Raw genomic sequence first — 25,487 nt, forward strand, 5'->3', positions numbered from 1 at the left:
ATATTATGTCTATTCCTCAATTTCGTTATTGCTTTCGTTTTCATTTACGTCCGCTACATCATCAATATCAGGAGCATAAGCATTCGGATCACTCACGATTGTACCCTCTGCCTCTTCTGCCGGAATTTCATCTTCAAGACTTTCTGTCATAACCTTACATACCGAACCAATCTGGTCGTTACGTTTTTCAAGATTTATCAGACGAACGCCTTGAGTAGCACGGCCCATTATACGAACATCCGCTACCTTCAAACGAATAGTGATACCAGACTTATTGATAATCATCAAGTCATTTTCATCGGTTACTGATTTGATTGTTACCAACTTACCTGTCTTTTCGGTAATATTCATAGTCTTCACACCCTTACCTCCACGGTTCGTTTTACGATAGTCCTCAATTTCAGAACGTTTACCATATCCTTGTTCAGAAACTACCATTACAGATTCTGTCTCCAAATCTTTAATACAAATCATTCCTATTACTTCATCCTGACCATCATTATCCAACGTAATACCACGTACACCTGTTGCTGTACGTCCCATTACACGAACTGCTGCCTCATGGAAACGAATTGCACGTCCATTGCGGTTTGCAATGATGATTTCATTATTTCCATTCGTCATACGAACTTCAATTACGCTATCATCTTCACGGATAGTTATAGCATTTACACCATTCTGACGGGGACGAGAATACTGTTCAAGCAATGTCTTCTTTATTACACCTTTCTTAGTACAGAATAATACATAGTGACTATTGATGAACTCTGAATCCTCTAAACTCTTCACACGCAAGTATGCAGTTACATTATCATCTGAATCAATATTCAACAAGTTCTGAATAGCACGGCCCTTAGAATTCTTCGTTCCTTCAGGTATTTCATATACTTTCAACCAATAACACTTACCCTTTTGTGTAAAGAACATCATGGTATTGTGCATAGTAGCAGGATAAATATGCTCAACAAAGTCTTCATCACGGGTTTCCGTTCCTTTCGAACCTACTCCACCACGATTTTGTGCACGGAATTCGGTCAATGGTGTACGTTTAATATACCCCATATGAGAAATTGTAATAATCATCTGATCATCTGCATAGAAGTCTTCCGGATTAAATTCCTCTGAAGAATAAACAATTTCAGAACGACGTACATCTCCATATTTCGCTTTAACTTCTAACAATTCCTCTTTCATTACCTGACGGCATACTTCCTCATCAGCCAGAATACTTTCCAAATAAGCTATTTGCTTCATTATTTCTTCGTATTCTGCATGAAGTTGATCCTGCATCAGACCAGTTAACTGACGCAAACGCATTTCTACAATTGCGCGAGCCTGAATTTCTGTCAGGTTAAATCGCTCAATCAAGCCTGTTATAGCATCATTCGGAGTTTTTTCAGCACGAATGATACGAATTACTTCATCAATATTATCCGAAGCAATGATCAGACCTTCAAGAATGTGCGCACGCTCTTTCGCCTTACGAAGATCGAACTGAGTACGACGAATAACAACTTCGTGTCTATGCTCAATGAAATATTTAATTAAATCTCTTAGATTCAACGTTTTTGGACGTCCATGAACCAAAGCCACATTGTTAACGCCAAAAGAGGTCTGCAAAGCTGTCATTTTATAGAGTTTATTCAACACTACACTTGCATTTGCATCACGTTTTATGTCAATAACAATACGCATACCATCACGGTCAGACTCATCGTTGGCATTTGAGATACCTTCTATCTTCTTATCATTTACAAGATCAGCAATATATTTAATCAGTTCGGCCTTATTTACATTATAAGGAATCTCTGTTATTACGATCTTGTCATGTGTTTGTCCGCTTTCAATTTCAGCTTTCGCACGCATAATTACACGTCCGCGACCTGTCAAATATGCTTCGCGTACCCCACTCACACCATATATATATCCGCCAGTAGGGAAATCCGGTGCTTTGACAAATTCCATCAGTTCCTCTACCGTAATTTCCGGATTATCAATATATGCATCACATGCTTCAATCACTTCCGAAAGATTATGAGGAGGCATATTGGTAGCCATACCAACAGCAATACCGGATGCTCCGTTCACCAGAAGGTTCGGGATACGCGTCGGCATCACCTTAGGTTCCACCAGTGTATTATCAAAGTTAGGTTCAAAATCAACGGTTTCCTTATACAGGTCATCCATCATTGCTTCACCCAACTTATTAAGACGAGCTTCTGTATAACGCATAGCAGCAGGGCTATCACCATCCACAGAACCAAAGTTCCCCTGTCCATCTACCAAAGGATAACGCATTGCCCATTCCTGCGCCATACGTACCATTGCAAAATAGACAGAAGAATCCCCATGAGGATGATACTTACCAAGTACCTCACCCACGATTCTCGCTGACTTTTTATAAGGTTTGTCTGAAGTATTGCCTAATTCCATCATTCCGTATAAAATTCTACGGTGAACAGGCTTAAATCCATCTCTAACATCCGGAAGGGCACGCGAAACGATGACCGACATGGAGTAGTCAATGTACGATGACTTCATTTCCTCCTCGATGTTAATCTTTATAATTCTGTCTTGTTCAAGCATTTAAAATGATTATTAATTATACATTCTACGGTTTGTGAAAAACCACGCTAAAGTACTACTTTTCCCCGATATACGAAAGTTTTTAGAAAGAAAGTTTTATCATGACCGGGACGATAACCCACTAAACTTTAAAATACGAAAATAAAAAGATAAAAACGATAAATATAATATGGAAAGATAAATAACATCGGCAAAAAAGAGCCTGTTATTTGTTATACCTTATATATATAATACAAATACACTGTTTTTATGGCACGCCATTTGTAGATATAAGAAATAAAGCAAATATTGCAATACAAACTTGATTAAATGCGTATATTTGCCAGTGAATAACCCTTAGAAGAAGAGGAAAAAAGTATGAATAATCAATTCTCACAAAGAGTTTCCGACATTATCGTCTATAGTAAGGAAGAAGCGAATCGGTTGAGAAGTAGGTATATAGGTCCCGAACACCTGCTTCTGGGAATACTCCGTGACGGTGAAGGAAAAGCTATCGAGATATTGTCTAAACTCAACACCAATCTGGCTGCTATAAAGCAACAGATTGAAGCTCAGCTGAAGGCAGAAGCTGATGATATGTTATTGCCTGATGCAGAGGTACCGTTATCTAATGATGCGGCAAAGATATTAAAAATGTGTATTTTAGAAGCTCGTGGAATGAAAAGTAACATCGCTGATACAGAACATGTATTATTGGCTATTTTAAGAGAAAAAAACAATATGGCGGCTTCCGTACTTGAAGCAAACGATATAAACTATGTGAAAGTACTGGAGCAAGCTACATTGCAGCCGGATATCAATTCCGGTATGGGCTTTTCGGAAGACGATGAGGATGACGAAGAAATGTCTTCTCCTCGTTCCGGCAGAGGTGGTTCGGATGAACGCCAACAGGCGCAAACCGCTTCCAAGAAGCCGTCTAATGATACGCCGGTACTTGACAATTTTGGTACTGACATGACAAAAGCGGCAGAAGAAGGGCGGTTGGATCCTGTCGTGGGCAGAGAAAGAGAAATCGAACGTTTAGCGCAGATCTTAAGTCGGCGCAAAAAGAATAACCCGATTCTGATTGGTGAACCCGGTGTAGGAAAATCAGCGATTGTTGAAGGCCTTGCATTGAGAATCATTCAGAAAAAGGTTTCACGTATCCTGTTTGATAAACGAGTCGTTGCTCTTGACATGACTGCTGTTGTAGCGGGAACAAAGTATCGTGGACAATTTGAAGAACGTATCCGTTCCATTCTCAATGAATTGCAGAAGAATCCGAATGTTATATTATTCATTGATGAAATTCACACGATTGTTGGTGCAGGCTCTGCAGCAGGTTCTATGGATGCTGCCAATATGTTAAAACCAGCATTGGCAAGAGGAGAAATACAATGTATCGGTGCCACCACTCTTGATGAATATCGTAAGAATATTGAGAAAGATGGCGCTTTGGAACGCCGTTTCCAGAAAGTAATCGTAGAACCGACTACTGCTGCCGAAACTCTGCAGATTTTGCGTAATATCAAGGATAAGTATGAAGATCATCACAATGTGTATTATACGGATGAAGCATTGGAAGCATGTGTCAAGCTGACAGACCGCTATATCACAGATCGTAATTTCCCTGATAAAGCCATTGATGCTTTAGATGAAGCCGGCTCACGTGTACATCTTACTAATGTCAATGTACCCAAAGAGATAGAAGAACAGGAAAAACTGATCGAAGAAGCTAAAAATAAGAAAAATGAAGCTGTAAAATCGCAGAATTTTGAACTTGCAGCTAGCTTCCGCGATAAGGAAAAAGAGCTTTCTATCCAATTGGATGAGATGAAAAAAGAATGGGAAGCCAATCTAAAAGAAAACAGGCAAACTGTTGATGCAGAAGAAATTGCCAATGTTATCTCAATGATGTCAGGCATTCCAGTACAACGAATGGCACAGGCTGAAGGCATCAAGTTAGCAGGTATGAAAGAAGATTTGCAAGCTAAAGTCATCGCACAAGACACAGCGATAGAAAAGTTGGTCAAAGCCATTTTGCGAAGCCGTGTAGGACTCAAAGACCCCAATAAGCCCATTGGCACGTTTATGTTCTTAGGTCCGACAGGAGTTGGTAAAACTCACTTAGCAAAAGAATTGGCCAAGTATATGTTCGGTTCTGCCGATGCACTGATTCGTATCGATATGAGTGAATATATGGAAAAGTTCACTGTTTCACGTTTGGTTGGAGCACCTCCAGGATACGTAGGATATGAAGAAGGTGGCCAGCTGACAGAAAAAGTGCGCCGTAAACCATACTCTATTGTATTGCTTGATGAAATAGAAAAAGCACATCCGGATGTATTCAATATCCTGCTTCAGGTAATGGATGAGGGTCGTCTGACTGACAGTTATGGCAGAATGGTAGATTTCAAAAATACCGTTATTATCATGACTTCCAATATCGGAACCCGCCAGCTGAAAGAATTTGGACGTGGTGTCGGTTTTGCGACACAAAGTCGCCTGGATGATAAAGAATTCTCGCGAAGTGTAATACAAAAAGCTCTAAATAAATCATTCGCGCCTGAATTCATCAATCGTGTAGATGAGATTATCACGTTTGATCAACTTTCTATGGAAGCGATAACAAAGATTATAGACATAGAGTTAAAAGGATTGTACAATAGAATAGAATCTATTGGTTACAAGCTTGTTATTGAAGATAAGGCGAAAGAATTTATCGCTAGCAAGGGATATGACGTACAATATGGTGCCCGTCCTTTGAAACGCGCAATTCAAACCTATCTGGAGGATGGTTTATCCGAGCTCATCATTTCCTCGTCTTTAAAAGAGGGAGATACTATTCAAGTAACCCTTAATGAAGAAAAAGGCGAATTGGAGATGAAAGTTGTTTCTCCGGAATAGAGTTATTTCCTGAATAAGAAAATAATTTTATATGCCATAATGTCAGACCTTCGGGTCTGGCATTTTTTTTGTCTCTATATGGACAAACATCAATTAAAATTAATCAATAGATAAACTAAAAAATATACGTATTATGCAAAAAGGTAATATTGGGGTTACAACAGAAAACATTTTCCCTATCATTAAAAAGTTTTTGTACAGTGACCATGAGATTTTTCTGCGCGAGTTAGTATCCAATGCGGTAGATGCCACTCAGAAGTTGAATACGCTTGCTTCTATTGGCGAATTCAAAGGTGAACTGGGTGACTTAACTGTTCACGTTGAATTAGGCAAAGATACTATTACCATTTCTGATCGTGGTATCGGTTTGACTGCAGAAGAAATAGAGAAGTACATCAATCAAATAGCTTTCTCCGGAGCTAATGACTTCCTGGAGAAGTATAAGAACGACGCAAATGCCATTATCGGACATTTCGGACTTGGCTTCTACTCTGCCTTTATGGTTGCAAAGAAAGTGGAGATCATCACTAAATCATACAGAGACGATGCAAAAGCCGTAAAATGGACTTGTGATGGCAGCCCTGAATTCACTATTGAAGAAATAGAAAAAGCCGACCGTGGATCAGATATCATCTTATACATTGATGATGACTGCAAAGAATTCCTCGAAGAAGCACGTATCTCCGAACTTCTGAAGAAATATTGCAGCTTCCTTCCTGTTCCTATTGCATTTGGAAAAAAGAAAGAATGGAAAGACGGCAAACAGGTAGAAACGGCTGAAGATAATATAATCAATGATACCACTCCTTTGTGGACACGCAAGCCTAGCGAACTTTCGGATGAAGATTACAAATCATTCTATAGCAAGCTATATCCGATGTCTGATGAACCACTCTTCTGGATTCACTTGAATGTGGATTATCCATTCCATCTGACTGGTATCCTCTACTTCCCGAAGGTAAAGAGCAATATTGAATTAAATAAGAACAAGATTCAGTTATATTGCAATCAAGTATATGTAACAGACTCTGTTGAAGGCATTGTGCCGGACTTCCTGACTTTGTTACATGGAGTAATAGATTCTCCGGATATTCCGTTGAACGTTTCCCGTTCATACTTGCAAAGCGACTCAAACGTGAAGAAGATTTCAACTTATATCACCAAGAAAGTTTCCGACCGTTTGCAGTCTATATTCAAGAATGATCGTAAGCAGTTTGAAGAAAAGTGGAATGACTTGAAAATATTTATCAATTATGGAATGCTCACACAAGAGGATTTCTATGATAAAGCGCAAAAATTCGCCCTTTTCACCGATACAAATGACAAGCATTACACATTCGATGAATATCAGACCCTTATTAAAGATAACCAGACAGACAAAGATGGAAATCTAATCTATCTGTATGCAAATAACAAGGACGAACAATACAGCTATATTGAAGCTGCAACCAACAAAGGCTACAATGTCTTACTCATGGATGGCCAGTTAGATGTAGCTATGGTAAGTATGTTGGAGCAAAAGCTTGAGAAATCCCGTTTCACCCGTGTAGACAGTGATGTTGTTGACAATCTGATTGTAAAAGAAGACAAGAAAGGTGAAACTCTGGAAGCCAACAAACAAGATGCAATCACAACAGCCTTCAAGAGCCAATTGCCTAAAATGGATAAGGTTGAATTCAATGTGATGACGCAGGCGTTGGGAGAAAATTCGGCTCCGGTCATGATTACTCAAAGCGAATATATGCGTCGTATGAAAGAAATGGCGAATATTCAAGCCGGAATGAGCTTCTACGGCGAAATGCCTGACATGTTCAATCTGATCCTGAATTCAGACCACAAGTTGATAAAACAAGTATTGAATGAAGAAGAGAATGCCTGTCAAGCAGAAGTAGCTCCGATACTCTCCGAAATGGATAACGTCAACAAACAACGTAATGAGTTGAAAGACAAACAGAAGGATAAAAAAGAAGAAGACATCCCGACAGCTGAAAAAGATGAATTAAACGATCTCGACAAGAAGTGGGATGATCTGAAAAGCAAGAAAGAAGCTATCTTTATCGGCTATGCAAGCAATAACAAAGTTATCCGCCAGCTTATCGATCTGGCCTTACTTCAAAACAATATGTTAAGAGGTGAAGCTTTGAATAACTTCGTAAAACGTAGCATTGAGCTGATTTAATATCGTCCCTTTAAACATAACACATACTTCAAGAAAGAGCATTCAACGTTAAATACACGTTGTAATGCTCTTTTTCAATTTAAAACGATCGGCAAAATATCGATTAATTGAAAAGTATTGTATATATTTGAACACTTAATAGACAAAAAATTCAATTGTTTGATTTGGGTTATGAGAAAGATTTTTTTAGTGTTCATTACTTTATGGCTGATTATTCCGGCTATCCATGCCCAAAAAGTAGGACTTGTATTAAGCGGTGGTGGCGCCAAAGGAATGACACACATTGGTATCATTCGCGCATTGGAAGAAAATAACATCCCTATTGACTACATTGCAGGTACTTCCATGGGAGCTATTATCGGCTCTTTGTATGCTATGGGGTATTCTCCTGATGACATGGTAGAACTGCTCAAATCGGAGGACTTTAAACGATGGTATTCCGGAGAGGTGGAAGAGAAATATGTATACCATTTCAAAAAGAATCTTCCCACTCCCGAATTTTTCAATATTCGTTTTTCATTCAAAGATTCACTGAAGAGTTTAAAACCTCAATTCCTGCCTACCAGTGTTGTCAACCCGATTCAAATGAATCTCGTATTTGTTGACCTATATGCACGTGCTACGGCCGCTTGTAAGGGAGATTTTGATAAACTTTTTGTTCCTTTCCGTTGCATTGCGTCCGATGTGTACAATAAAAAACAGTTAGTCATGAAGGAAGGAGATTTAGGAGATGCCGTCAGAGCTTCCATGAGCTTCCCTTTCATGTTTAAACCCATTGAAATAGACAATGTACTGGCCTACGACGGAGGTATCTATAATAACTTTCCCACGGACGTCATGAGAGATGATTTCCATCCGGATGTCATTATAGGAAGCGTTGTATCCACCAATCCCACTAAACCCAAGGAAAATGACCTCATGAGTCAAATTGAGAATATGGTGATGCAGAAAACCGATTATTCTATTCCGGACTCTATGGGGATTTTAATGACGTTCAAATATGACAATGTCAACTTGATGGATTTTCAACGCATCGACGAATTACATGATATAGGATATAATCGAACCATCAGCATGATGGATTCTATCAAAAGCCGTATCCATCGGCGTGTGAATCTGGACAATATTCGTTTAAGGAGAATGGTATACCGTAGTAATTTCCCTGAACTACGTTTTAAAAATATCATCATTGATGGAGCTAATCCACAACAACAAGCATATATAAAGAAAGAATTTCATAAGTCAGATAACAAAGAATTTACCTATGAAGATTTAAAACAAGGTTATTTTCGATTGCTATCAGATAAAATGATTTCAGAAATCATACCGCATGCAATTTATAATCCGGAAGATGACACCTATGATCTGCATTTAAAAGTCAAACTGGAAAACAACTTTGCTGTACGGCTGGGAGGTAACATATCCACCTCTAATTCGAATCAGATCTACCTGGGACTTAGTTATCAGGACTTAAACTACTATGCCAAAGAGTTTATTCTTGACGGACAGCTTGGAAAGGTATATAACAACGTGCAATTTATGGCAAAAATAGACTTTGCCACTGCCATTCCTACCTCTTACCGTCTCATAGGTTCGATCAGCACTTTCGACTATTTTAAAAAGGACAAACTTTTTTCGCGAAATAACAAACCAGCCTTTAACCAAAAAGACGAACGTTTCTTGAAATTACAGGTTGGATTACCTTTCCTTTCGAGCAAACGAGCAGAGTTTGGAGTAGGAATTGCAAGAATAGAGGATAAATATTTTCAAAAAAGTGTCATTGACTTTGGAAATGACAAATTTGATAAAAGCCGCTATGATTTGTTCGGTGGATCAATTAGTTTTAATGGAAGTACCCTTAATTCCAAACAATATCCTACACGTGGATACAGAGAAGCCCTTGTAGCCCAGATTTTCGTTGGAAAAGAACGATTCTATCCGGGCGAAGGAAGTACGACCAGTAACAACAAAGATCATCACTCCTGGCTGCAATTATCTTATATGAAAGAGAAATATCATAATATGAGTGAACATTGGGTTTTAGGATGGTATTTGAAAGCCCTGTATGCCTCCAAAAACTTCTCCGAGAACTATACGGCAACAATGATGCAAGCCGGAGAGTTTTCCCCTACATTACATAGCAAATTGACCTACAATGAAGCCTTTCGTGCCAATCAATTTGTCGGAGCCGGCATTCGGCCTATTTACCGTTTAAGCCAGATGTTCCATCTCCGGGGGAGAATTCTATGGTTTTATGCCTATTTATCCAATCGAAAAAAACTCGTTGAATAAAGCATATTACGGAAAAGCTTTCTCCAAGTTTGAATATTTAGGAGAAATTTCTGTTGTATGTCAATTGCCTTTTGGAGATATCTCTGCATATGTAAATCATTATAGCTCACCGAAAAGGGAGTGGAATGTCGGACTAAGTATAGGTTTACAACTATTCAATTATCGGTTCATAGAATAATTTTCTACAAAAAAAGTCGGTGAAAAGCTTGCTAATTCGGGAAAAGTCCGTATCTTTGCACCCGTTAAAACAAAATAACGGTCGCGTAGCTCAACTGAATAGAGTAGCTGACTACGGATCAGCCGGTTACAGGTTTGAATCCTGTCGCGATCACTTTTTTGAATTAACAGAATGGCCGCGTAGCTCAACTGAATAGAGTAGCTGACTACGGATCAGCCGGTTACAGGTTTGAATCCTGTCGCGGTCACTGAAAAATTTACAAGTTATATTATTTGAGGTCGCGTAGCTCAACTGAATAGAGTAGCTGACTACGGATCAGCCGGTTACAGGTTTGAATCCTGTCGCGATCACGAAATCCTCTGCATTTGATGCGGAGGATTTTTATTTCCCCCCATTTCATCGAAGAAATTAGCTATAACTAAACTAAAAGATTCAAAAGTCAGCCATTATAAACAAGCAATACATCCCCTCATATCCCTTGTTTTCAATACCCTCTTCACCTTCACCTTTCTTCCGGGCTCCCTACAAATAAGTCGTTTACGGGTGAAGGGCAACTCTTACACAGCCTTTTCACCTTGTTTGGAAATGAAATATGTCAATGGTTATTAGAATTCTTATCAAGCCCTCAAATAGGATCAGTTGTAATTCTTGGGGGATTTGGTTAAAATGCTTATTTTTGCATTATGAAAACGAACTCTAAAACTCCACTTCTTCCGGCTGATATTTTAAGCCTATTTCTGCCTTCCGGTATCCTTGAGTACTTCACCGTTGTTGATAGCCTTTCTCAAGAGACCTGCTTTATTCTCTTTTTAGAAGAAACCCCGGTTATTCCTTCTGAACTGTCCCATTTATCCCTTCATTCGAAAGGCTTTTTTCCTGAGATAGAAGTTCAGGATTTTCCTATTCGCGGCAAAGCCGTTTACTTGCGTATCAAACGTCGTCGTTGGGAAGATCCTTCAACCGGTCAGACTTATAGTCGTGACTGGAATTTAGTAGCCACCGGTACTCGCATCACAGCTGAGTTCGGTGCTTTTTTAAAAGAATTACTTAGATAATCATGCCGTTAGCTGTCAAAGTCTGGCCGAGCATTACTGCATGGACGGCAAACAGCTTCAAAATCAATATAAGGACCATTTGAGTGATTATCAGAGTTGGAATCAAAAAGAGCATGCCCAAGACCATATTCTTTACCCTAAAAATATAGGTTATAATCTATGTATCGATGAGACGGCGCTAAGTAAAGGTGAACTTTATACCATCTTACTCAACAGGGATAAACGAGGCCGTAAAGGTTCAATCATTGCCGTAGTCCAAGGAACAAAGGCCGAAGATATTATAGCTATCTTAATGAAGATTCCTAAAGAACAACGTAATCAGGTCAAAGAAATCACATTGGATATGGCAGGAAGTATGCAGAAGATTGCTAAAACTTGTTTTCCACGCGCCATGCAGGTTATCGATAGATTTCATGTCCAGAAACTCGTATACGAAGCCGTACAGGAGTTGCGTATTACTTATCGGTGGCAGGTAATGAAAGATGAGAACAAGGCAATAAAAGCTGCAAAGGAACAAGGAGTAGCTTATGAACCGGAGACTTTTAAAAATGGAGACACGCTTAGGCAGTTACTAGCAAGAAGTAGATATTTACTATTTAAAGCACCTGATAAATGGACTAAAAGCCAGAAGATTAGAGCTGAAATATTATTCAAACAATTTGATGATATCAAGCAGGTGTATTATTATTCTTTACACTTGGGAAAGATATTTTCCACAAACTATGATAAAGATGTAGCAAGAGCTAAATTAGCTTTATGGTATAGTAAAATAGAAGAGTATGGCTATGAAACGTTTGCAACCGTAGCAAACTCTATTGAGAATCATTATGAAAGGATATTAAACTTCTTTGTCAACAGAAGTACCAATGCGGCAGCTGAAGCTTTTAATGCGAAAATAAAAGCTTTCAGAGCCTCCTTCAGAGGAGTCGCAGATATGAGATTCTTCCTCTTTAGATTAGCTAAAGTATATGCATAGCAGAAATTAAGAATGGGTAATCCCCCAAGATTTCCAACTGAGCCCTCAAATAGCTATGCTTTAGATAGGCTAAAGCGTAGCTTTCCGTTCCCTAAAGCTATGCTTTAGAAAGGTGAAAAACCTGTATCAAAAAACGTAATTAATAAGAAATATACCTCTTTCACAATAGACAGCGGCCGTTTTAAAATAAATCATAGGCTGATTTAAAATAAATATCCCAATGATTGAATTCAATCATTGGGATATTTATTTTAAACACTTAGATGTTTATTATGAATTCCTCGCTGAAGAAGCATTAGCATTTAATATTCAACTCATTCAAAACCTTGCGTATTGCCTCAAATGTGGTAATACGAGTAGGAACCAGTGGCAACCGAAGTTTATTCTCGATCATACCCATGGCATTCAACATTGATTTTACTCCTGCCGGATTTCCATCAACAAACAATAAATTGAATAATTCCGTGAATCGATGGTGAATGGTTAATGCATTGGCAAAGTCTCCTTGAAGCGCCAGGCGCGTCATACGGCTAAATTCACGAGGAAAAGCATTACCGATTACTGAAATCACACCAACGGCTCCCAATGTAATAAGCGGAAAGGTTATACCATCATCTCCGGAGATTACATTGAAATTTTCCGGTTTATTTTTAATAATATCATCCATTTGCGTAATATTGCCGGATGCTTCTTTAATAGCAACTACATTCTTAAAATCACGGGCAATCCGCAAAGTAGTTTCAGCAGTCATATTTACCCCCGTACGTCCCGGAACATTATACAATACGATGGGGAGCTCCGTAGCTTCCGCAATCGCTTTATAATGCTGATAAATACCTTCTTGAGAAGGTTTGTTATAATACGGCACAACAGACAATATAGCATCAACTCCTGTGAAATCATCGTTTTTCAATGTTTCTACAATAGCACGAGTATTATTACCACCTACACCCAACAGAATAGGAATTCTTCCGTTAACGCGGTCAATTACCATCTTTTTTATAGTTTTCTTTTCTTCCTCGGTCAGAGTCGGTGTTTCAGCTGTAGTCCCCAGCACACACAAGAAATCCGCATTATTCTGTAATAGATAGTCCACCATACGCATCAACGCGTCATAGTCAACGCTCTCATCCTCTTTGAAAGGAGTAATCAGTGCTACCCCCATTCCTTTCAATTTAGTCTGTATCATGAGTTTTAATTATAATCTCTAATTTATTTAGCCGCAAAAGTACGAATATTTTTCTTATCTTACGATATAAGTTTCAGAAATTCGTCTTCGCTTAATATGGTTATTCCAAGTTTTTTTGCTTTTTCAAGCTTTGCAGGTCCCATATTGTCCCCAGCCAGTATAAAACTTGTTTTCGCAGAAATGCTTCCTACATTTTTCCCTCCATTTTTCTCGATAAGCTCTTTATATTCGTCACGTGAATGATGGACAAACACACCGCTGATAACGATAGACTGTCCCGCTAACTTATCCGTATATCCTTTTAAATCTTCCTCGGTACGATAAAGCTGTAGTCCGGCCTCCTTTAGCTTGCTAACTAACTCACGATTAGACTCATTCGCAAAATATGCAAGTATACTCTGGGCTATTTTTTCTCCGATTTCATCGATACTTACCAATTTTTCTAGATCTGCCTGTTGCAAATCATCTATATTCTCAAACGATTTTGCTATCTTTTTGGCCACAGTCTCACCAACAAAGCGAATTCCCAAAGCAAAAATAACACGTTCGAAAGGAACGGTTTTGCTTTGTGCAATCCCCGTTATAATGTTCTCCGCCGATTTTTCTCCCATACGATCCAAACCTTTGATATCATCAGCTGTGAGTTTATATAAGTCGGCCGTATTTTTAATTAATCCCAAACGATAGAACATATCCACAGTTTCCGGTCCCAATCCATCAATATTCATAGCCTTTCGACTAATAAAATGCTCGATTTTGCCTTTGATTTGAGGAGGACACGCTGTTTCATTAGGGCAATAATGAGCGGCTTCCCCTTCATACCTGACTAATTTACTACCACATTCAGGACAATTGACGATGAATCGAACCTTCTCCCCAAGCATAAAACTACGTGCATCTTTATCTACCCCCCGTAATCTTAGGAATAATTTCACCACCTTTTTCCACATAAACCATGTCTCCGATATGCAAATCAAGTCCTTCGATGATATCCGCATTATGTAAGGATGCACGTTTTACGACAGTTCCCGAAAGCTGTACAGGGTCCAGATTAGCTACCGGAGTGACTGCCCCGGTTCTTCCTACCTGATAGGTCACCTTATTCAATCGGGTCAATGCACGTTCTGCCTGAAATTTATAGGCAATAGCCCATCGGGGAGACTTAGCCGTAAAACCCAAATTTTTCTGTTGTCTCAAACTGTTCACCTTTAAAACAATCCCGTCTGTGGCAACCGGTAGATTTTTACGTTCTACATCCCAATAGTTGATAAATTCAAAGACCTCCTCCAATGTCTGGCACTTACGCGTCAAATCAGAGATTTTAAAGCCCCATTTTGCCGCTTCCTGAAGATTTTCATAATGTCCGTCACAAGGCAGATTATCTCCCAATAAATAATATAAATAAGCATCCAGCTTGCGAGAAGCTACAATAGAAGAATTCTGCAACTTCAATGTACCGGACGCCGCATTTCTCGGATTGGCAAAAAGCGGTTCTTCACGCGCCTCTTTTTCCCGGTTCAACTCTTCAAACACTTCCCATGGCATAAGAATTTCCCCACGTATCTCAAAAGAAGCGGGATAATTATCACCATGTAATACAAGCGGAATAGAACGGATTGTTTTCACATTATCCGTCACATCATCGCCTTTTTCTCCATCTCCACGGGTGACGGCACGAACCAACTTCCCATTTTCATAGGTCAACGAAATAGAAGTACCATCATATTTCATTTCACAACAAATCTCGAAATCCTCATTTAGCGCTTTACGGACACGATCGTAGAAGTCCGTCACTTCCGCTTCCGAATATGTATTTGCCAATGACAGCATAGGATATTTATGGGCCACTTGCGTAAAATTCTTGTTCAAGTCGCTCCCCACGCGCATAGTGGGTGAATTTTCATCTTTATATTCCGGATGTGCTTGTTCCAGATCCTGAAGTTCACGCATCTTATCGTCAAACTCTTTATCCGAGATTTCAGGAGCATTCAACACATAATAATTATAATTATGCCGATGAAGTTCGGCACGCAATTCCTCTATTTTTTCTTTTATATCCATATTTCTTCGATTGTTTAAGGCAAAAATACATGTTTATCTTTGAATATTTGTACTTTTGCGAAAAATTAAAAGATTATGCGCATTGATATTATAACAGTTTTACCCGAAATGATTGAAGGTTTCTTCAATTGTTCTATCATGAAACGAGCTCAAGATAAAGGACTTGCAGAAATACATATTCACAATTTACGTGATTACACCGAAGATAAATATCGCCGTGTCGATGATTATCCTTTTGGAGGATTTGCCGGAATGGTGATGAAAATAGAACCTATCGAACGCTGCATCAATGCTCTAAAGGCAGAACGTGACTACGATGAAGTTATCTTCACGACCCCTGACGGAGAACAATTCAACCAACCGATGGCCAACACACTCTCTCTGGCACAGAATCTCATTATTCTTTGCGGACACTTTAAAGGCATTGATTACCGTATCCGCGAACATCTGATTACCAAAGAAATCAGTATCGGCGATTATGTATTAACAGGAGGAGAACTGGCGGCAGCAGTGATGGCAGATGCTATCGTACGTATCATTCCCGGAGTCATTTCCGATGAACAATCCGCACTTTCCGATTCTTTCCAGGATAATTTGCTGGCAGCACCTGTATATACACGACCTGCTGATTATAAAGGCTGGAAAGTTCCCGATATTCTATTATCCGGACATGAAGCAAAGATCAAAGAATGGGAACTGCAACAGTCCCTGGAACGCACCAGAAAACTTCGTCCCGACCTATTAGGGGAGTAAAATAAAGTGTAAATAAAAACGACGATGAAGATTACGTAAATCCTCACCGTCGTTTTTATTTTGTCTTCAATCTAAAGATTCTATCCGTAGACAATTCCTCTAAACACGAACTTCTTTTTCATCTGCTGTTACCTGCCTGTTTATCCTTTCTCTATTTAAAAGAGAAATAGCATTTTTCTTGCAGACTTAATGCGAAGGGTTATTGTATGTTTTCAATTATACCTCAAGCGCACCAATTATTTCCTTTACAGACTTACATCCGTGTCTTTCCAGGTAATTATTTATACCATCTTCCACTTTAATAGTAACAGCAGGATCTATGAAATTTGCCGTACCAATCTGGATGGCTGTCGCACCTGCAAGCATGAATTCAACAGCATCCTTCCAATCCATAATACCTCCCAATCCAATGACAGGAATATTTACCGCATTGGCAACTTGCCATACCATACGTAATGCGATAGGTTTTACGGCTGCTCCCGACATTCCGCCTGTTATAGTTGACAAAATAGGACGTTTACGTTCCGCATCAATCGCCATACCCAGCAATGTATTGATTAATGACACGCTATCCGCACCACTTTCTTCTGCTGCGCGAGCTATTTCAGTGATGTCCGTAACGTTTGGGGAGAGTTTTACGATAAGTGTCTTTTTGTAAGCTGAACGCACTGCTTTTACTACTTCTGATGCCCCTTTTGCTGACACACCAAAAGCCATACCACCTTGCTTTACATTAGGGCAAGAGATGTTTAGTTCTATAGCAGGAATTTTGTCAAGTTCATTAATGATTTCAGCTGTTTTTACATAATCTTCGATGGCAGATCCCGAAACGTTTACAATCATATTCGTTTGGATGTCTTTTATACGGGGATATATATGCTCCACAAAGTAATCAACACCCTTATTTTGCAGTCCCACAGCGTTTAACATCCCAGAAGGAGTCTCTGCCATACGCGGATAAGGGTTTCCTTCACGTTTGTGAAGAGTAGTTCCTTTTACAATAATACCGCCTATTCGCGCTATATCAATGAAGTCGGAGAACTCTTCACCATATCCAAATGTACCAGATGCTGTCATCACCGGGTTTTTCATTTGTAATTCACCAATATTTACACTTAAATCTGCCATAGTAGTTTATTTATATTAAAAACAGGACCTTCTTTACATACACACAAATGACCTTCTGTCGTATTTTCCACACAACATAAGCATGCTCCGATACCACAAGCCATTGTATTTTCCAAAGATACTTCACATTCTATCTGATTACTTTTGGCATATTTTGCCACAGCCACCATCATCGGTTTGGGACCACAAGTGTAAATCTGCTCAAATCGTACCTTATTTAATATAGAATGTTGGGTAACATATCCTTTTTCTCCATGGCTACCATCTTCCGTAGTAGTATATACCTCTCCATATTTGGCAAACTCTTCCAGCTGCAACAGATCTTTGTCGCTACGGGCACCTAACAGGAACGTAGGTTTATGGCCTTTTTTAGCCAACTGCTCACCTAAATAAAGCATAGGGGCTGTTCCGACACCTCCACCAACTAATAAGAGCTTATCAGAAGCCTCCAGAGGCATTGTATATGCATTTCCCAACGGAAGCACTACATTTATTGTTTCACCGGGATTAACCTCTGCCAAACGTCTTGTTCCATCACCAACCAGCTGGATCAGAAACCATACCTCATTTCGCTGTTTATCTACAAAGTTAATAGAAATGGGACGTCGTAAAAATGTAGTAGGCGAACCGTCCACCCGGAGTTCGGCAAACTGCCCAGGTAACATTTCGGGCAGTAATGACTGAGAGGTCAATTTTAGCAATACATAGTTTGCATTCAATCTGATATTCTCAGTCACTGTCAGATCTAAAATAAATTTCTTCATGTATGGATATAAAAGTATAAATTCGTATTCCGGATGCAAAGATACAGGAAATTGCTCAAACCACCGATTTTACTCTTCATTTTTCAGGTCGAAACGTCTCATAGGTGTTATCATCGAAAAATATTCTTATTTCCGTGATTTTCCTGGCAGGCTTTTCTATATACCTAATCTCTTGTTTTACAATCTCTTTTGGGGCATTTTCGGCGTTTCTTAACGGCATTTCCTTGCGATTTTCCGGAAGAGTCGGCTCTTTGGACGGATTTACGGGATTCTCGTCGAATAAAGAAGGCAGGTAATCGTGGTTAGAAGAAGAAAAGGAAGTTCCTTCTTCAGACACCATCATTTCGCCTTTACCATAAAGCAACCATTCAAGATTTACATAGTCATACTTTTGATGAACCTTCATAACGACCTCTAAGCTGGGTTTATTCCGATCGTTTAAAATATGAGAGAGAGTAGATTGTTGCACTCCAATTGTTTCAGCAAAAACTCTAGGAGGAACTTTTTCTCTTTCCATTATCATTCTGATTCTGTCTTTTATTTCCATACTACCTTCTTTATATTACAATTGTATGTGTTATGTATCTATTTCACAAAAATACGCACGATCTCATTGATTATACAAAGGTAAATATTTAGATTCACAAAAGCAAATTACAAATATGAAAATATTAATATTACAAAAGTATAGAGCATTATACAAATCGAATATTACGCTTGTATATAGAATAAAACGAGCTATTATAAATATATAGTTTCAGTTTAACTATAAAATGCAAAATACAGATATACAGCTACATATATAATATAAATAAACCTCAAATAGGAGTATTCACAAATATACATACCACATAGAGAAGACTTTTATAGTACAAATTGACATAATAAACTATATAACGCTGGCTTACAATAAGATAATAGATATAAAAGCATTTGTTAATGCCCCAACAACTACATTTGTATATCAGGTGTTATTTTTGTAAATACATAAATATATTATTGTAAACACTAACCATTGATTACATTTGGAGTATGTTCACATAAATATATTACACATTTGTAATTACATATATACACAAAAGTAAATATTGATAGTTGCAAAAGCAATAAAAGGAAGGGAGCCACTCATACTTTACCAATGTATATTGCTATTTTTTTCTAATCATCCTTTACAATCTTCTCTAAAAAGAAAATCCTTGCAATATTTCCGTACCGATCTCCACTTATTTATTTTTTTTCAATTCTAGGAGGTTCATTTTTAGCATAAATAAATGAAAGACAAAGACTTACCACTATAATTCATATTCTATTTTTCTATTAAACTAGAAAAAATAGGCTTATAGTAATCAAATATACTCCTGGATTATCAAAATGACACTAATGGATGATTTTAGAGAAAAGAAAAAAATCTCCATTCTCACTATAAAACGATACCTTTAAAATCCAAAATGCTTTTTTGATAAACTCAAGAATAAGTTAATTTTTCTCGTTTAAAAATTAAAGCTCCTATTTAAAAGAAAAAGTTTCCTTGAAGGTAGATCAATACAAAATTCTAAAAATAGACTTTGTGTAGTTCGTTAAATGGGTAACTCTATAAAACTATAAAAGGAGTAAATCTATTTGTAAAATAATCACTGGTATTGTGAAAGTCTTTTTTATAATGGAAGTAATTGCGGGAATACCAAAAAAAGACATATACTTCCCGTTTCTATCTACGGTAAAAGTATATGTCTGATTATATAGGTAATTCTTAATCCTACTTAATGCAAAATTTTGAACACTAATTCACGAAGAATATCTCCATCTGTCATAGAACTATTTTGGACTCCTTTGGATTTTGCATCAGCATATCGTATTTCTCCAACAATTTGCATGGTCTTTACTCCGCTATATTTTCGCATTGCTACCATATAATCCCGAGCCTGCCAAGGAGTTCTTAACCCTAGCATATTTGCAATCCCTTGCTCTGATTTATCCGGTGCATAATAAGCCAACATTAGGTTGGAGTAAAAGCTGAATAATAAAGACAGCGTCATTTGGATCGGATTAGTTTTCGGATTTTCCTCAAAATATTTTATTATCTTATTTGCTTTCAATATATCCTTTTCCACTAAAGCACTGCGCAATTCAAAGTTATTATAATCTTTGCTTATGCCTATGTTTTTTTCTATCTGTTCAGGAGTTACGCGTTTTTGTCCGGCAGGTAAAGTGATAATCAACTTTTCAAGCTCTCCGGTCAGACGACTCAAATCTGAACCTACAAAATCAGCAAGCATAGCAGTTGCTTTAGGTTCCATATCAACTCCTTTCCGTTTCATATATGAAGCTATAAAACCGGGGAGTTGTGCATCCTTTATTTTTTTAGATTCAAACAGCACACCAACTTTGTCCACCTCGGCAGCCAGCTTCTTTCTACGATCCAACGTTCCATGCTTATGGCATATCACTAAAATGGTGGAAAGCAAAGGCTTTTGAAGATAATACGACAACTCTTCCATATTACGTACCGCCTGCGCTTCCTTTACTACTACTACTTGGTGTTCCGACATCATGGGATAACGCTTTGCAGCATTTATAATCGTTGCCACATCCACATCAGCCCCATACACAACAGTCAGGTTGAATTCTTTTTCCGTCTCACTCAACACATTATCCGTTATGTAATCTGCAATCAAGTCGATATAATACGACTCTTCTCCCATCAGGTAATAGATAGGGCGATACTGCTTTGCTCTCAGTTCCTTGAGGATGTCATCACAGGTCAGTTCTTGTTTTGCCATATATAATTTTCAGAAAGACCGGATTACCAGTCAAATTTCAAGTGTTTAACAGTTTTCTTTTCATCAATAATCATACGCAAAGAAGCAATACCAATTTCAACATGCTCTTCTACATAATTTCTGGTAACCAAATTATCACTTCTATCTGTTTTTACTCCGTCGGGGGTCATTGGCTGATCGGACACTAATAATAATGCGCCGGTAGGAATATGATTGGCAAAGCCACAACTGAACAAAGTTGCAGTTTCCATATCAACTGCCATAGCCCGGGTCTTTTTCAGATATTCTTTGAATGCATCATCATGTTCCCAGATACGGCGGTTGGTGGTATATACGGTACCGGTCCAATAGTCACGGCCTTTGTCACGGATGGATGAAGAAACGGCACGCTGCAACATAAATGCAGGTAATGCAGGAACTTCAGGAGGGAAATAATCGTTGGAAGTTCCTTCTCCACGAATAGCTGCAATAGGGAGAATCAAGTCGCCAAGCTGATTTTTCTTGTCGATGCCACCACATTTTCCCAAAAACAAACAAGCTTTGGGTTGAATAGCTCCCAGCAAGTCCATGATGATAGCAGCGTTGGGGCTTCCCATACCAAAGTTAATCATAGTGATGCCTTCGGCAGAAGCAGAAATCATATTTGCATCCCTTCCTAAGATGGGAACATTAAACTGATTTGCGAAAATCTCGACGTACTTGTTGAAGTTAGTCAACAGAATATACTCTCCAAAATCCTCCAGGTTACGTTTTGTGTAACGGGGCAGCCAATTAGCTACGATTTCTTCTTTTGTTTTCATAATTATCTATTAAATTTGTGCTCCCAATAATGGGAACCATTATTTAACTTACAAAAATAATAAATGTTATCGTTAAACCTACCAGTATTCGACACTAAAATAAACGTACGAAACGGAAAAAATGTAATTTTCGACGTAATTCGTAAACGATATGTCGCCCTTACCCCTGAAGAATGGGTACGGCAACACTTTGTTCACTTTCTTATTGCACACAAAGGATATCCGACTGCCCTCCTGGCCAATGAAGTAATGGTAAAGTTGAACGGTACTACCAAACGATGCGACACCGTACTTTATCGGAGGGATTTATCAGCCCGGATGATTGTGGAATATAAAGCACCCCATATCGAAATCACACAGGCTGTTTTCGATCAGATCACCCGGTATAATATGGTATTGAAAGTAGATTATCTGATTGTCAGCAACGGAATGCAACATTATTGTTGCCGGATGGATTATGAGAATCAGAGTTATACGTTCCTTCAGGATATTCCTGATTACAAATCTTTATAAAAATGTTCCGCTTCATTTGCCACAAAAAACGTACTTACCTGCAAGAATAAAATAGCGTCACTATCCATTCAAGATAGTGACGCTATTTGCTTACTATGGTGACACCATCCCAAACAGATAGCGTCACTATATCAACTACCCTTTCAGATAGCCTTCAAACAGTTTTTTACTTCTATATGACAGTATCTTTCCCACCATCCTCATTTCCTTTCTTTTTGCTGAACCGCTCTTGCAATTTCTGCATCAATTCGTAGAAATTAGGAATATAAATGGTAGCCAATAAAGTGTTCATGGCCATACCGAATACAACAGCAGCACCCAATGCTATACGACTTTGTGCACCTGCACCGGTGGCGAATAACAAGGGCATCACTCCTAATACAAAAGCAAAAGAAGTCATCAGGATCGGACGCAAGCGGACATGCCCCGCTTCAAAGGCAGCTTCCCTAATTGAATTACCCTCGGCACGGAAATCACGGGCAAATTCCACAATCAAAATTCCGTTCTTTGCAGAAAGTGCAACCAACAGAATGATCCCGATTTGCGTATAAATACTGACTGGAGTTCCCATAATCAGACAGCCAATCATGGCACCTAATAATGCTACCGGCAATCCGATGACGGCTGCTACCGGGCTGGTCCAACTTTCATACTGTGCAGCAAGTACCAGAAAAGCAACAATTAACGCCATAATCAGAACAATGGTAGTTGTATTCCCAGCCTGGGTTTCCTGATAGGCAACGGAAGTCCATTCATACCCAAACTCATCTCCCAGTTGTTCTTTAAACAATGCTTCCACTTCTTGAATAGCTTGCCCGGTACTACTTCCCGGAGCAACATTACAAGTCAGAGAAGCAGTCGAGTACATATTATAGCGGTTAATCTGGTCTTGGCCCAACTGTTCCTCCACTTTGGTGAAAGAAGAAAAAGGCACCATCTCTCCTGCCGAATTCGGCACACTTAGCTTCAAGACATCATCAATTACCCGCTGTGCCTGGTCGCGTGCCTCAATCTTCACTTGGTAAATACGTCCGAATTCAACAAAATCATTCACATAAGCCGCTCCCATATAATAGCCTAATGTAGAGAAAACATCGTTCAAGGCAATTCCCATGAACTGGACTTTGTCACGGTCGATATTCAAGAAATATTGCGGAACATTTGCCTGATACTGGCTGGATACAGATGCTAAAGCCGGTTTCGAATGATAAGAAGCAAGCAAGACATTGATGGCCTGCTGCATTTCCGTCGGTCCCAGATTACGCCGGTCTTCCAACTGAAGCTGTAAACCACCGGATGCACCCAACCCCGGAATAGCCGGAGGAACCATAGCAAACACTTCCGCAGCCTGAATAGTCATATACGCTTCACCATTAAAACGATTGACTATGGCAGCAGCCGTATGCTCCTTCCCTTTCCTCTCACTCCAGTTTTTCAGCACCACAAAATAAGTTGCGGAGTTACTCTGCTCGCCGCCACCCATGATAGAAAAGCCGGAAATACCAATATAATTTTTTACTTCCGGATAAGAATTCAAAATACCGTTTATCTTTTCTCCCACTGCTTGCGTACGCTCAAGGCTGGCGGCAGGCGGAAGTTGAACAACAGCAATAAAATATCCGTCATCCTCGTCCGGGATAAAAGTTGACGGCCAATGCATAAAAAGCAATAGAGCAATAACAGTCAAAGCGCCATAAGAAGCAAGAGCCATTCCCGGACGTTGAAGCAACCATTTGACAATTTTGTCATATACTCCTTGCGTCTTGTCATAAGCCTTATTGAAACCTTTGTATATAAAGAAGTTAGAAAGTTTACTCTTTTCAAGAAACAGTGCGCAAAGCGCAGGAGTCAATATCAGCGAATTGAAACCGCTCAATACGGTAGAAGCGGCAATAGTCAGTGCAAACTGCTTATACAGCTGACCTGAAATTCCACTAATCATCATCGTCGGAATGAACACGGCAAGCAATACGAGAACCACCCCGACAATCGGGCCCGTGATCTCTCCCATCGCTTTTGTCACCGCTTCACGAGGTGAGTACTGCCCGGTTTCCAATAACCTCGAAGCGTTCTCCACCACCACTATCGCATCATCCACCACAATAGCAACTGCCAAAATCAGTCCGAACAATGTTAATGTATTGATAGAGAAACCAAATGCCGCCATTACGGCAAATGTACCGATCAACGATACCGGAATAGTGATACAAGGAATAATCACTGCCCGCCAATTCTGCAGGAACAAGAAAATAACGAGTATCACCAGCAAAGTTGTTTCAAAGAAAGTAACCATCACTTCATCAATGGAAGCATGGATGACATCAGTCGTATCCAAAGTGACATTATAGGCCACTCCTGACGGGAAACTTTCCGCCAGTTCTTCCATCTTAGCTTTCACTCCTTTTGAAACATCCAGCGAATTGGAACCCGGTTGCTGGTAAATAGCAATAGCAGCCGTAGGTTTTCCATTCAATCGCGACACTACATTGTATGAAGCAGACCCCAAATCAATACGTGCAATATCTTTCAGACGAAGCATCGCTCCGTCCTGCTCACGGCGAATAATAATATCTCCGAACTGTTCAGGAGATTTCAATCGTCCCTGGACATTCAAAGTATACTGAAAAGCATTCTTATTATCCTGTCCGATAGGCTGACCGATATATCCGGCAGATACTTCCACATTCTGCGACTGGATGGATTGATAGACTTGCTGCGGTGAAATATTCCGTATACGCATAGCCTCCGGATCGAGCCAGATGCGCATCGAATAGTCCCCTGCTCCCATCACATTCACAGCACCCACTCCGGGCACACGTGTCAGCTGATCCACTAAATTCAATTTGGCATAATTAGTCAGATACAGGCTGTTGTACACAGAGTCCTGCGAAGTCATTGTCAAAAACATCACAATGTTTGAAGACTGTTTCTGCACAGTGACTCCTTGCACCACCACCGGTTCCGGCAGTGATGATTGTGCGATACTGACCCTGTTTTGTACCTGCACAGTTGCCATATCGATGTCCGTACCAACAGCGAATGTAATAGTCAGAGAATATGCTCCCGAAGACGAAGAATTGGAAGACATATAAAGCATGCCGTCTACACCATTCACCTGCTGTTCGATAGGAATACCCACTGTTTGAGCAACAGTTTCAGCATTTGCCCCGGGATAAACGGCAGAGACCTGCACCGTTGGCGGTGTGATCTCCGGAAATTGCGCCACAGGCAATATATTGAGTGTGACCAGACCGGCTACTACAATAAGCAGGGCAAGGACAGTAGCAAATATCGGTCGGTTGATAAAAAACTTAGAAAACATAATGTATAGGTTTAAAAGCAGCCTC

14 protein-coding genes, 3 tRNA genes and 2 pseudogenes are annotated in these 25,487 nt (G+C 39.3%); 10 read left to right on the forward strand and 9 right to left on the reverse strand.

What is annotated here, in order from left to right:
- Window positions 1–9: 9 nt before the first annotated feature.
- The gene (gene gyrA / locus NXV01_RS17075; protein ID WP_259022944.1) at window positions 10–2,586 is read right to left on the reverse strand and encodes a DNA gyrase subunit A; all 2,577 of its coding nucleotides are present in this window, start codon (window positions 2,584–2,586) and stop codon (window positions 10–12) included.
- A gap of 357 nt (window positions 2,587–2,943) precedes the next feature.
- On the opposite strand from gyrA, the gene NXV01_RS17080 reads away from it, so the two are divergent.
- The 8 genes and pseudogenes from NXV01_RS17080 to NXV01_RS17115 all read left to right on the forward strand — a co-directional run bounded on the left by NXV01_RS17080 (window position 2,944) and on the right by NXV01_RS17115 (window position 12,152).
- On the forward strand, window positions 2,944–5,472 hold the full coding sequence (locus NXV01_RS17080; RefSeq protein ID WP_195650134.1) for an ATP-dependent Clp protease ATP-binding subunit: 2,529 nt from the start codon (window positions 2,944–2,946) through the stop codon (window positions 5,470–5,472).
- Between the two features lie 133 nt (window positions 5,473–5,605).
- Window positions 5,606–7,651, forward strand: a complete 2,046-nt coding sequence (gene htpG, locus NXV01_RS17085) for a molecular chaperone HtpG (RefSeq protein WP_148366680.1) — start codon at window positions 5,606–5,608, stop codon at window positions 7,649–7,651.
- Window positions 7,652–7,822: 171 nt separating this feature from the next.
- Window positions 7,823–10,121 (forward strand): annotated as a pseudogene (locus NXV01_RS17090) (patatin-like phospholipase family protein).
- Window positions 10,122–10,200: 79 nt separating this feature from the next.
- A tRNA-Arg gene (locus NXV01_RS17095) sits at window positions 10,201–10,274 on the forward strand.
- Window positions 10,275–10,294: 20 nt separating this feature from the next.
- Window positions 10,295–10,368: transfer RNA gene (locus NXV01_RS17100), tRNA-Arg, on the forward strand.
- Window positions 10,369–10,397: 29 nt separating this feature from the next.
- Window positions 10,398–10,471 (forward strand) — tRNA-Arg (locus NXV01_RS17105).
- Between the two features lie 333 nt (window positions 10,472–10,804).
- Entirely contained in the window at window positions 10,805–11,176 is a 372-nt protein-coding gene (locus tag NXV01_RS17110) for a transposase (protein ID WP_259021647.1), read from the forward strand.
- A gap of 40 nt (window positions 11,177–11,216) precedes the next feature.
- The gene (locus NXV01_RS17115) at window positions 11,217–12,152 is read left to right on the forward strand and encodes a transposase (protein WP_259021648.1); all 936 of its coding nucleotides are present in this window, start codon (window positions 11,217–11,219) and stop codon (window positions 12,150–12,152) included.
- Window positions 12,153–12,447: 295 nt separating this feature from the next.
- Here the strand turns inward: NXV01_RS17115 and dapA are convergent, their stop codons facing one another.
- Together dapA and ligA are read right to left on the reverse strand one after the other, a co-directional pair.
- Entirely contained in the window at window positions 12,448–13,341 is an 894-nt protein-coding gene (dapA, locus tag NXV01_RS17120; RefSeq protein ID WP_004303039.1) for a 4-hydroxy-tetrahydrodipicolinate synthase, read from the reverse strand.
- A 59-nt stretch (window positions 13,342–13,400) separates the two neighbouring features.
- A pseudogene (gene ligA / locus NXV01_RS17125) lies at window positions 13,401–15,402 on the reverse strand (NAD-dependent DNA ligase LigA).
- 75 nt (window positions 15,403–15,477) lie between these two features.
- Between ligA and trmD the strand changes: the two are divergent.
- Window positions 15,478–16,155 (forward strand): tRNA (guanosine(37)-N1)-methyltransferase TrmD, encoded by a 678-nt coding sequence (gene trmD, locus NXV01_RS17130; protein ID WP_004295953.1) that lies wholly within the window; start codon window positions 15,478–15,480, stop codon window positions 16,153–16,155.
- 216 nt (window positions 16,156–16,371) lie between these two features.
- Here trmD and NXV01_RS17135 read toward each other — a convergent pair whose 3' ends face one another.
- The 5 genes from NXV01_RS17135 to NXV01_RS17155 form a co-directional block, all read right to left on the reverse strand.
- Complete coding sequence (locus tag NXV01_RS17135; protein ID WP_148366677.1) at window positions 16,372–17,283, reverse strand: dihydroorotate dehydrogenase; 912 nt, start codon at window positions 17,281–17,283, stop codon at window positions 16,372–16,374.
- The gene (locus NXV01_RS17140; protein ID WP_004295951.1) at window positions 17,271–18,047 is read right to left on the reverse strand and encodes a dihydroorotate dehydrogenase electron transfer subunit; all 777 of its coding nucleotides are present in this window, start codon (window positions 18,045–18,047) and stop codon (window positions 17,271–17,273) included. The genes NXV01_RS17135 and NXV01_RS17140 overlap by 13 nt, the downstream gene beginning before the upstream one ends.
- A 76-nt stretch (window positions 18,048–18,123) precedes the next feature.
- Window positions 18,124–18,594 (reverse strand): helix-turn-helix domain-containing protein, encoded by a 471-nt coding sequence (locus NXV01_RS17145; protein WP_074558527.1) that lies wholly within the window; start codon window positions 18,592–18,594, stop codon window positions 18,124–18,126.
- Window positions 18,595–19,807: 1,213 nt separating this feature from the next.
- Window positions 19,808–20,827, reverse strand: a complete 1,020-nt coding sequence (gene holA / locus NXV01_RS17150; protein ID WP_074558529.1) for a DNA polymerase III subunit delta — start codon at window positions 20,825–20,827, stop codon at window positions 19,808–19,810.
- A gap of 23 nt (window positions 20,828–20,850) precedes the next feature.
- Complete coding sequence (locus tag NXV01_RS17155; RefSeq protein WP_004295947.1) at window positions 20,851–21,627, reverse strand: AMP nucleosidase; 777 nt, start codon at window positions 21,625–21,627, stop codon at window positions 20,851–20,853.
- Between the two features lie 63 nt (window positions 21,628–21,690).
- On the opposite strand from NXV01_RS17155, the gene NXV01_RS17160 reads away from it, so the two are divergent.
- Window positions 21,691–22,140, forward strand: a complete 450-nt coding sequence (locus tag NXV01_RS17160; RefSeq protein ID WP_004295946.1) for a type I restriction enzyme HsdR N-terminal domain-containing protein — start codon at window positions 21,691–21,693, stop codon at window positions 22,138–22,140.
- A 172-nt stretch (window positions 22,141–22,312) separates the two neighbouring features.
- On the opposite strand, the gene NXV01_RS17165 is transcribed toward NXV01_RS17160, so the two are convergent.
- Window positions 22,313–25,462 (reverse strand): efflux RND transporter permease subunit, encoded by a 3,150-nt coding sequence (locus NXV01_RS17165; protein WP_259022945.1) that lies wholly within the window; start codon window positions 25,460–25,462, stop codon window positions 22,313–22,315.
- Window positions 25,463–25,487: the final 25 nt, after the last annotated feature.

The organism is Bacteroides sp. BFG-606, from assembly GCF_024788145.1.
Lineage (GTDB): Bacteria > Bacteroidota > Bacteroidia > Bacteroidales > Bacteroidaceae > Bacteroides > Bacteroides vicugnae.

Coding starts and splice junctions, on each gene's coding strand:
- gyrA (WP_259022944.1), bottom strand. CDS start 2,586: ATGCTTGAACAAGACAGAATTATAAAGATTAACATCGAGGAGGAAATG.
- NXV01_RS17080 (WP_195650134.1), top strand. CDS start 2,944: ATGAATAATCAATTCTCACAAAGAGTTTCCGACATTATCGTCTATAGT.
- htpG (WP_148366680.1), top strand. CDS start 5,606: ATGCAAAAAGGTAATATTGGGGTTACAACAGAAAACATTTTCCCTATC.
- NXV01_RS17110 (WP_259021647.1), top strand. CDS start 10,805: ATGAAAACGAACTCTAAAACTCCACTTCTTCCGGCTGATATTTTAAGC.
- NXV01_RS17115 (WP_259021648.1), top strand. CDS start 11,217: ATGGACGGCAAACAGCTTCAAAATCAATATAAGGACCATTTGAGTGAT.
- dapA (WP_004303039.1), bottom strand. CDS start 13,341: ATGATACAGACTAAATTGAAAGGAATGGGGGTAGCACTGATTACTCCT.
- trmD (WP_004295953.1), top strand. CDS start 15,478: ATGCGCATTGATATTATAACAGTTTTACCCGAAATGATTGAAGGTTTC.
- NXV01_RS17135 (WP_148366677.1), bottom strand. CDS start 17,283: ATGGCAGATTTAAGTGTAAATATTGGTGAATTACAAATGAAAAACCCG.
- NXV01_RS17140 (WP_004295951.1), bottom strand. CDS start 18,047: ATGAAGAAATTTATTTTAGATCTGACAGTGACTGAGAATATCAGATTG.
- NXV01_RS17145 (WP_074558527.1), bottom strand. CDS start 18,594: ATGGAAATAAAAGACAGAATCAGAATGATAATGGAAAGAGAAAAAGTT.
- holA (WP_074558529.1), bottom strand. CDS start 20,827: ATGGCAAAACAAGAACTGACCTGTGATGACATCCTCAAGGAACTGAGA.
- NXV01_RS17155 (WP_004295947.1), bottom strand. CDS start 21,627: ATGAAAACAAAAGAAGAAATCGTAGCTAATTGGCTGCCCCGTTACACA.
- NXV01_RS17160 (WP_004295946.1), top strand. CDS start 21,691: ATGTTATCGTTAAACCTACCAGTATTCGACACTAAAATAAACGTACGA.
- NXV01_RS17165 (WP_259022945.1), bottom strand. CDS start 25,462: ATGTTTTCTAAGTTTTTTATCAACCGACCGATATTTGCTACTGTCCTT.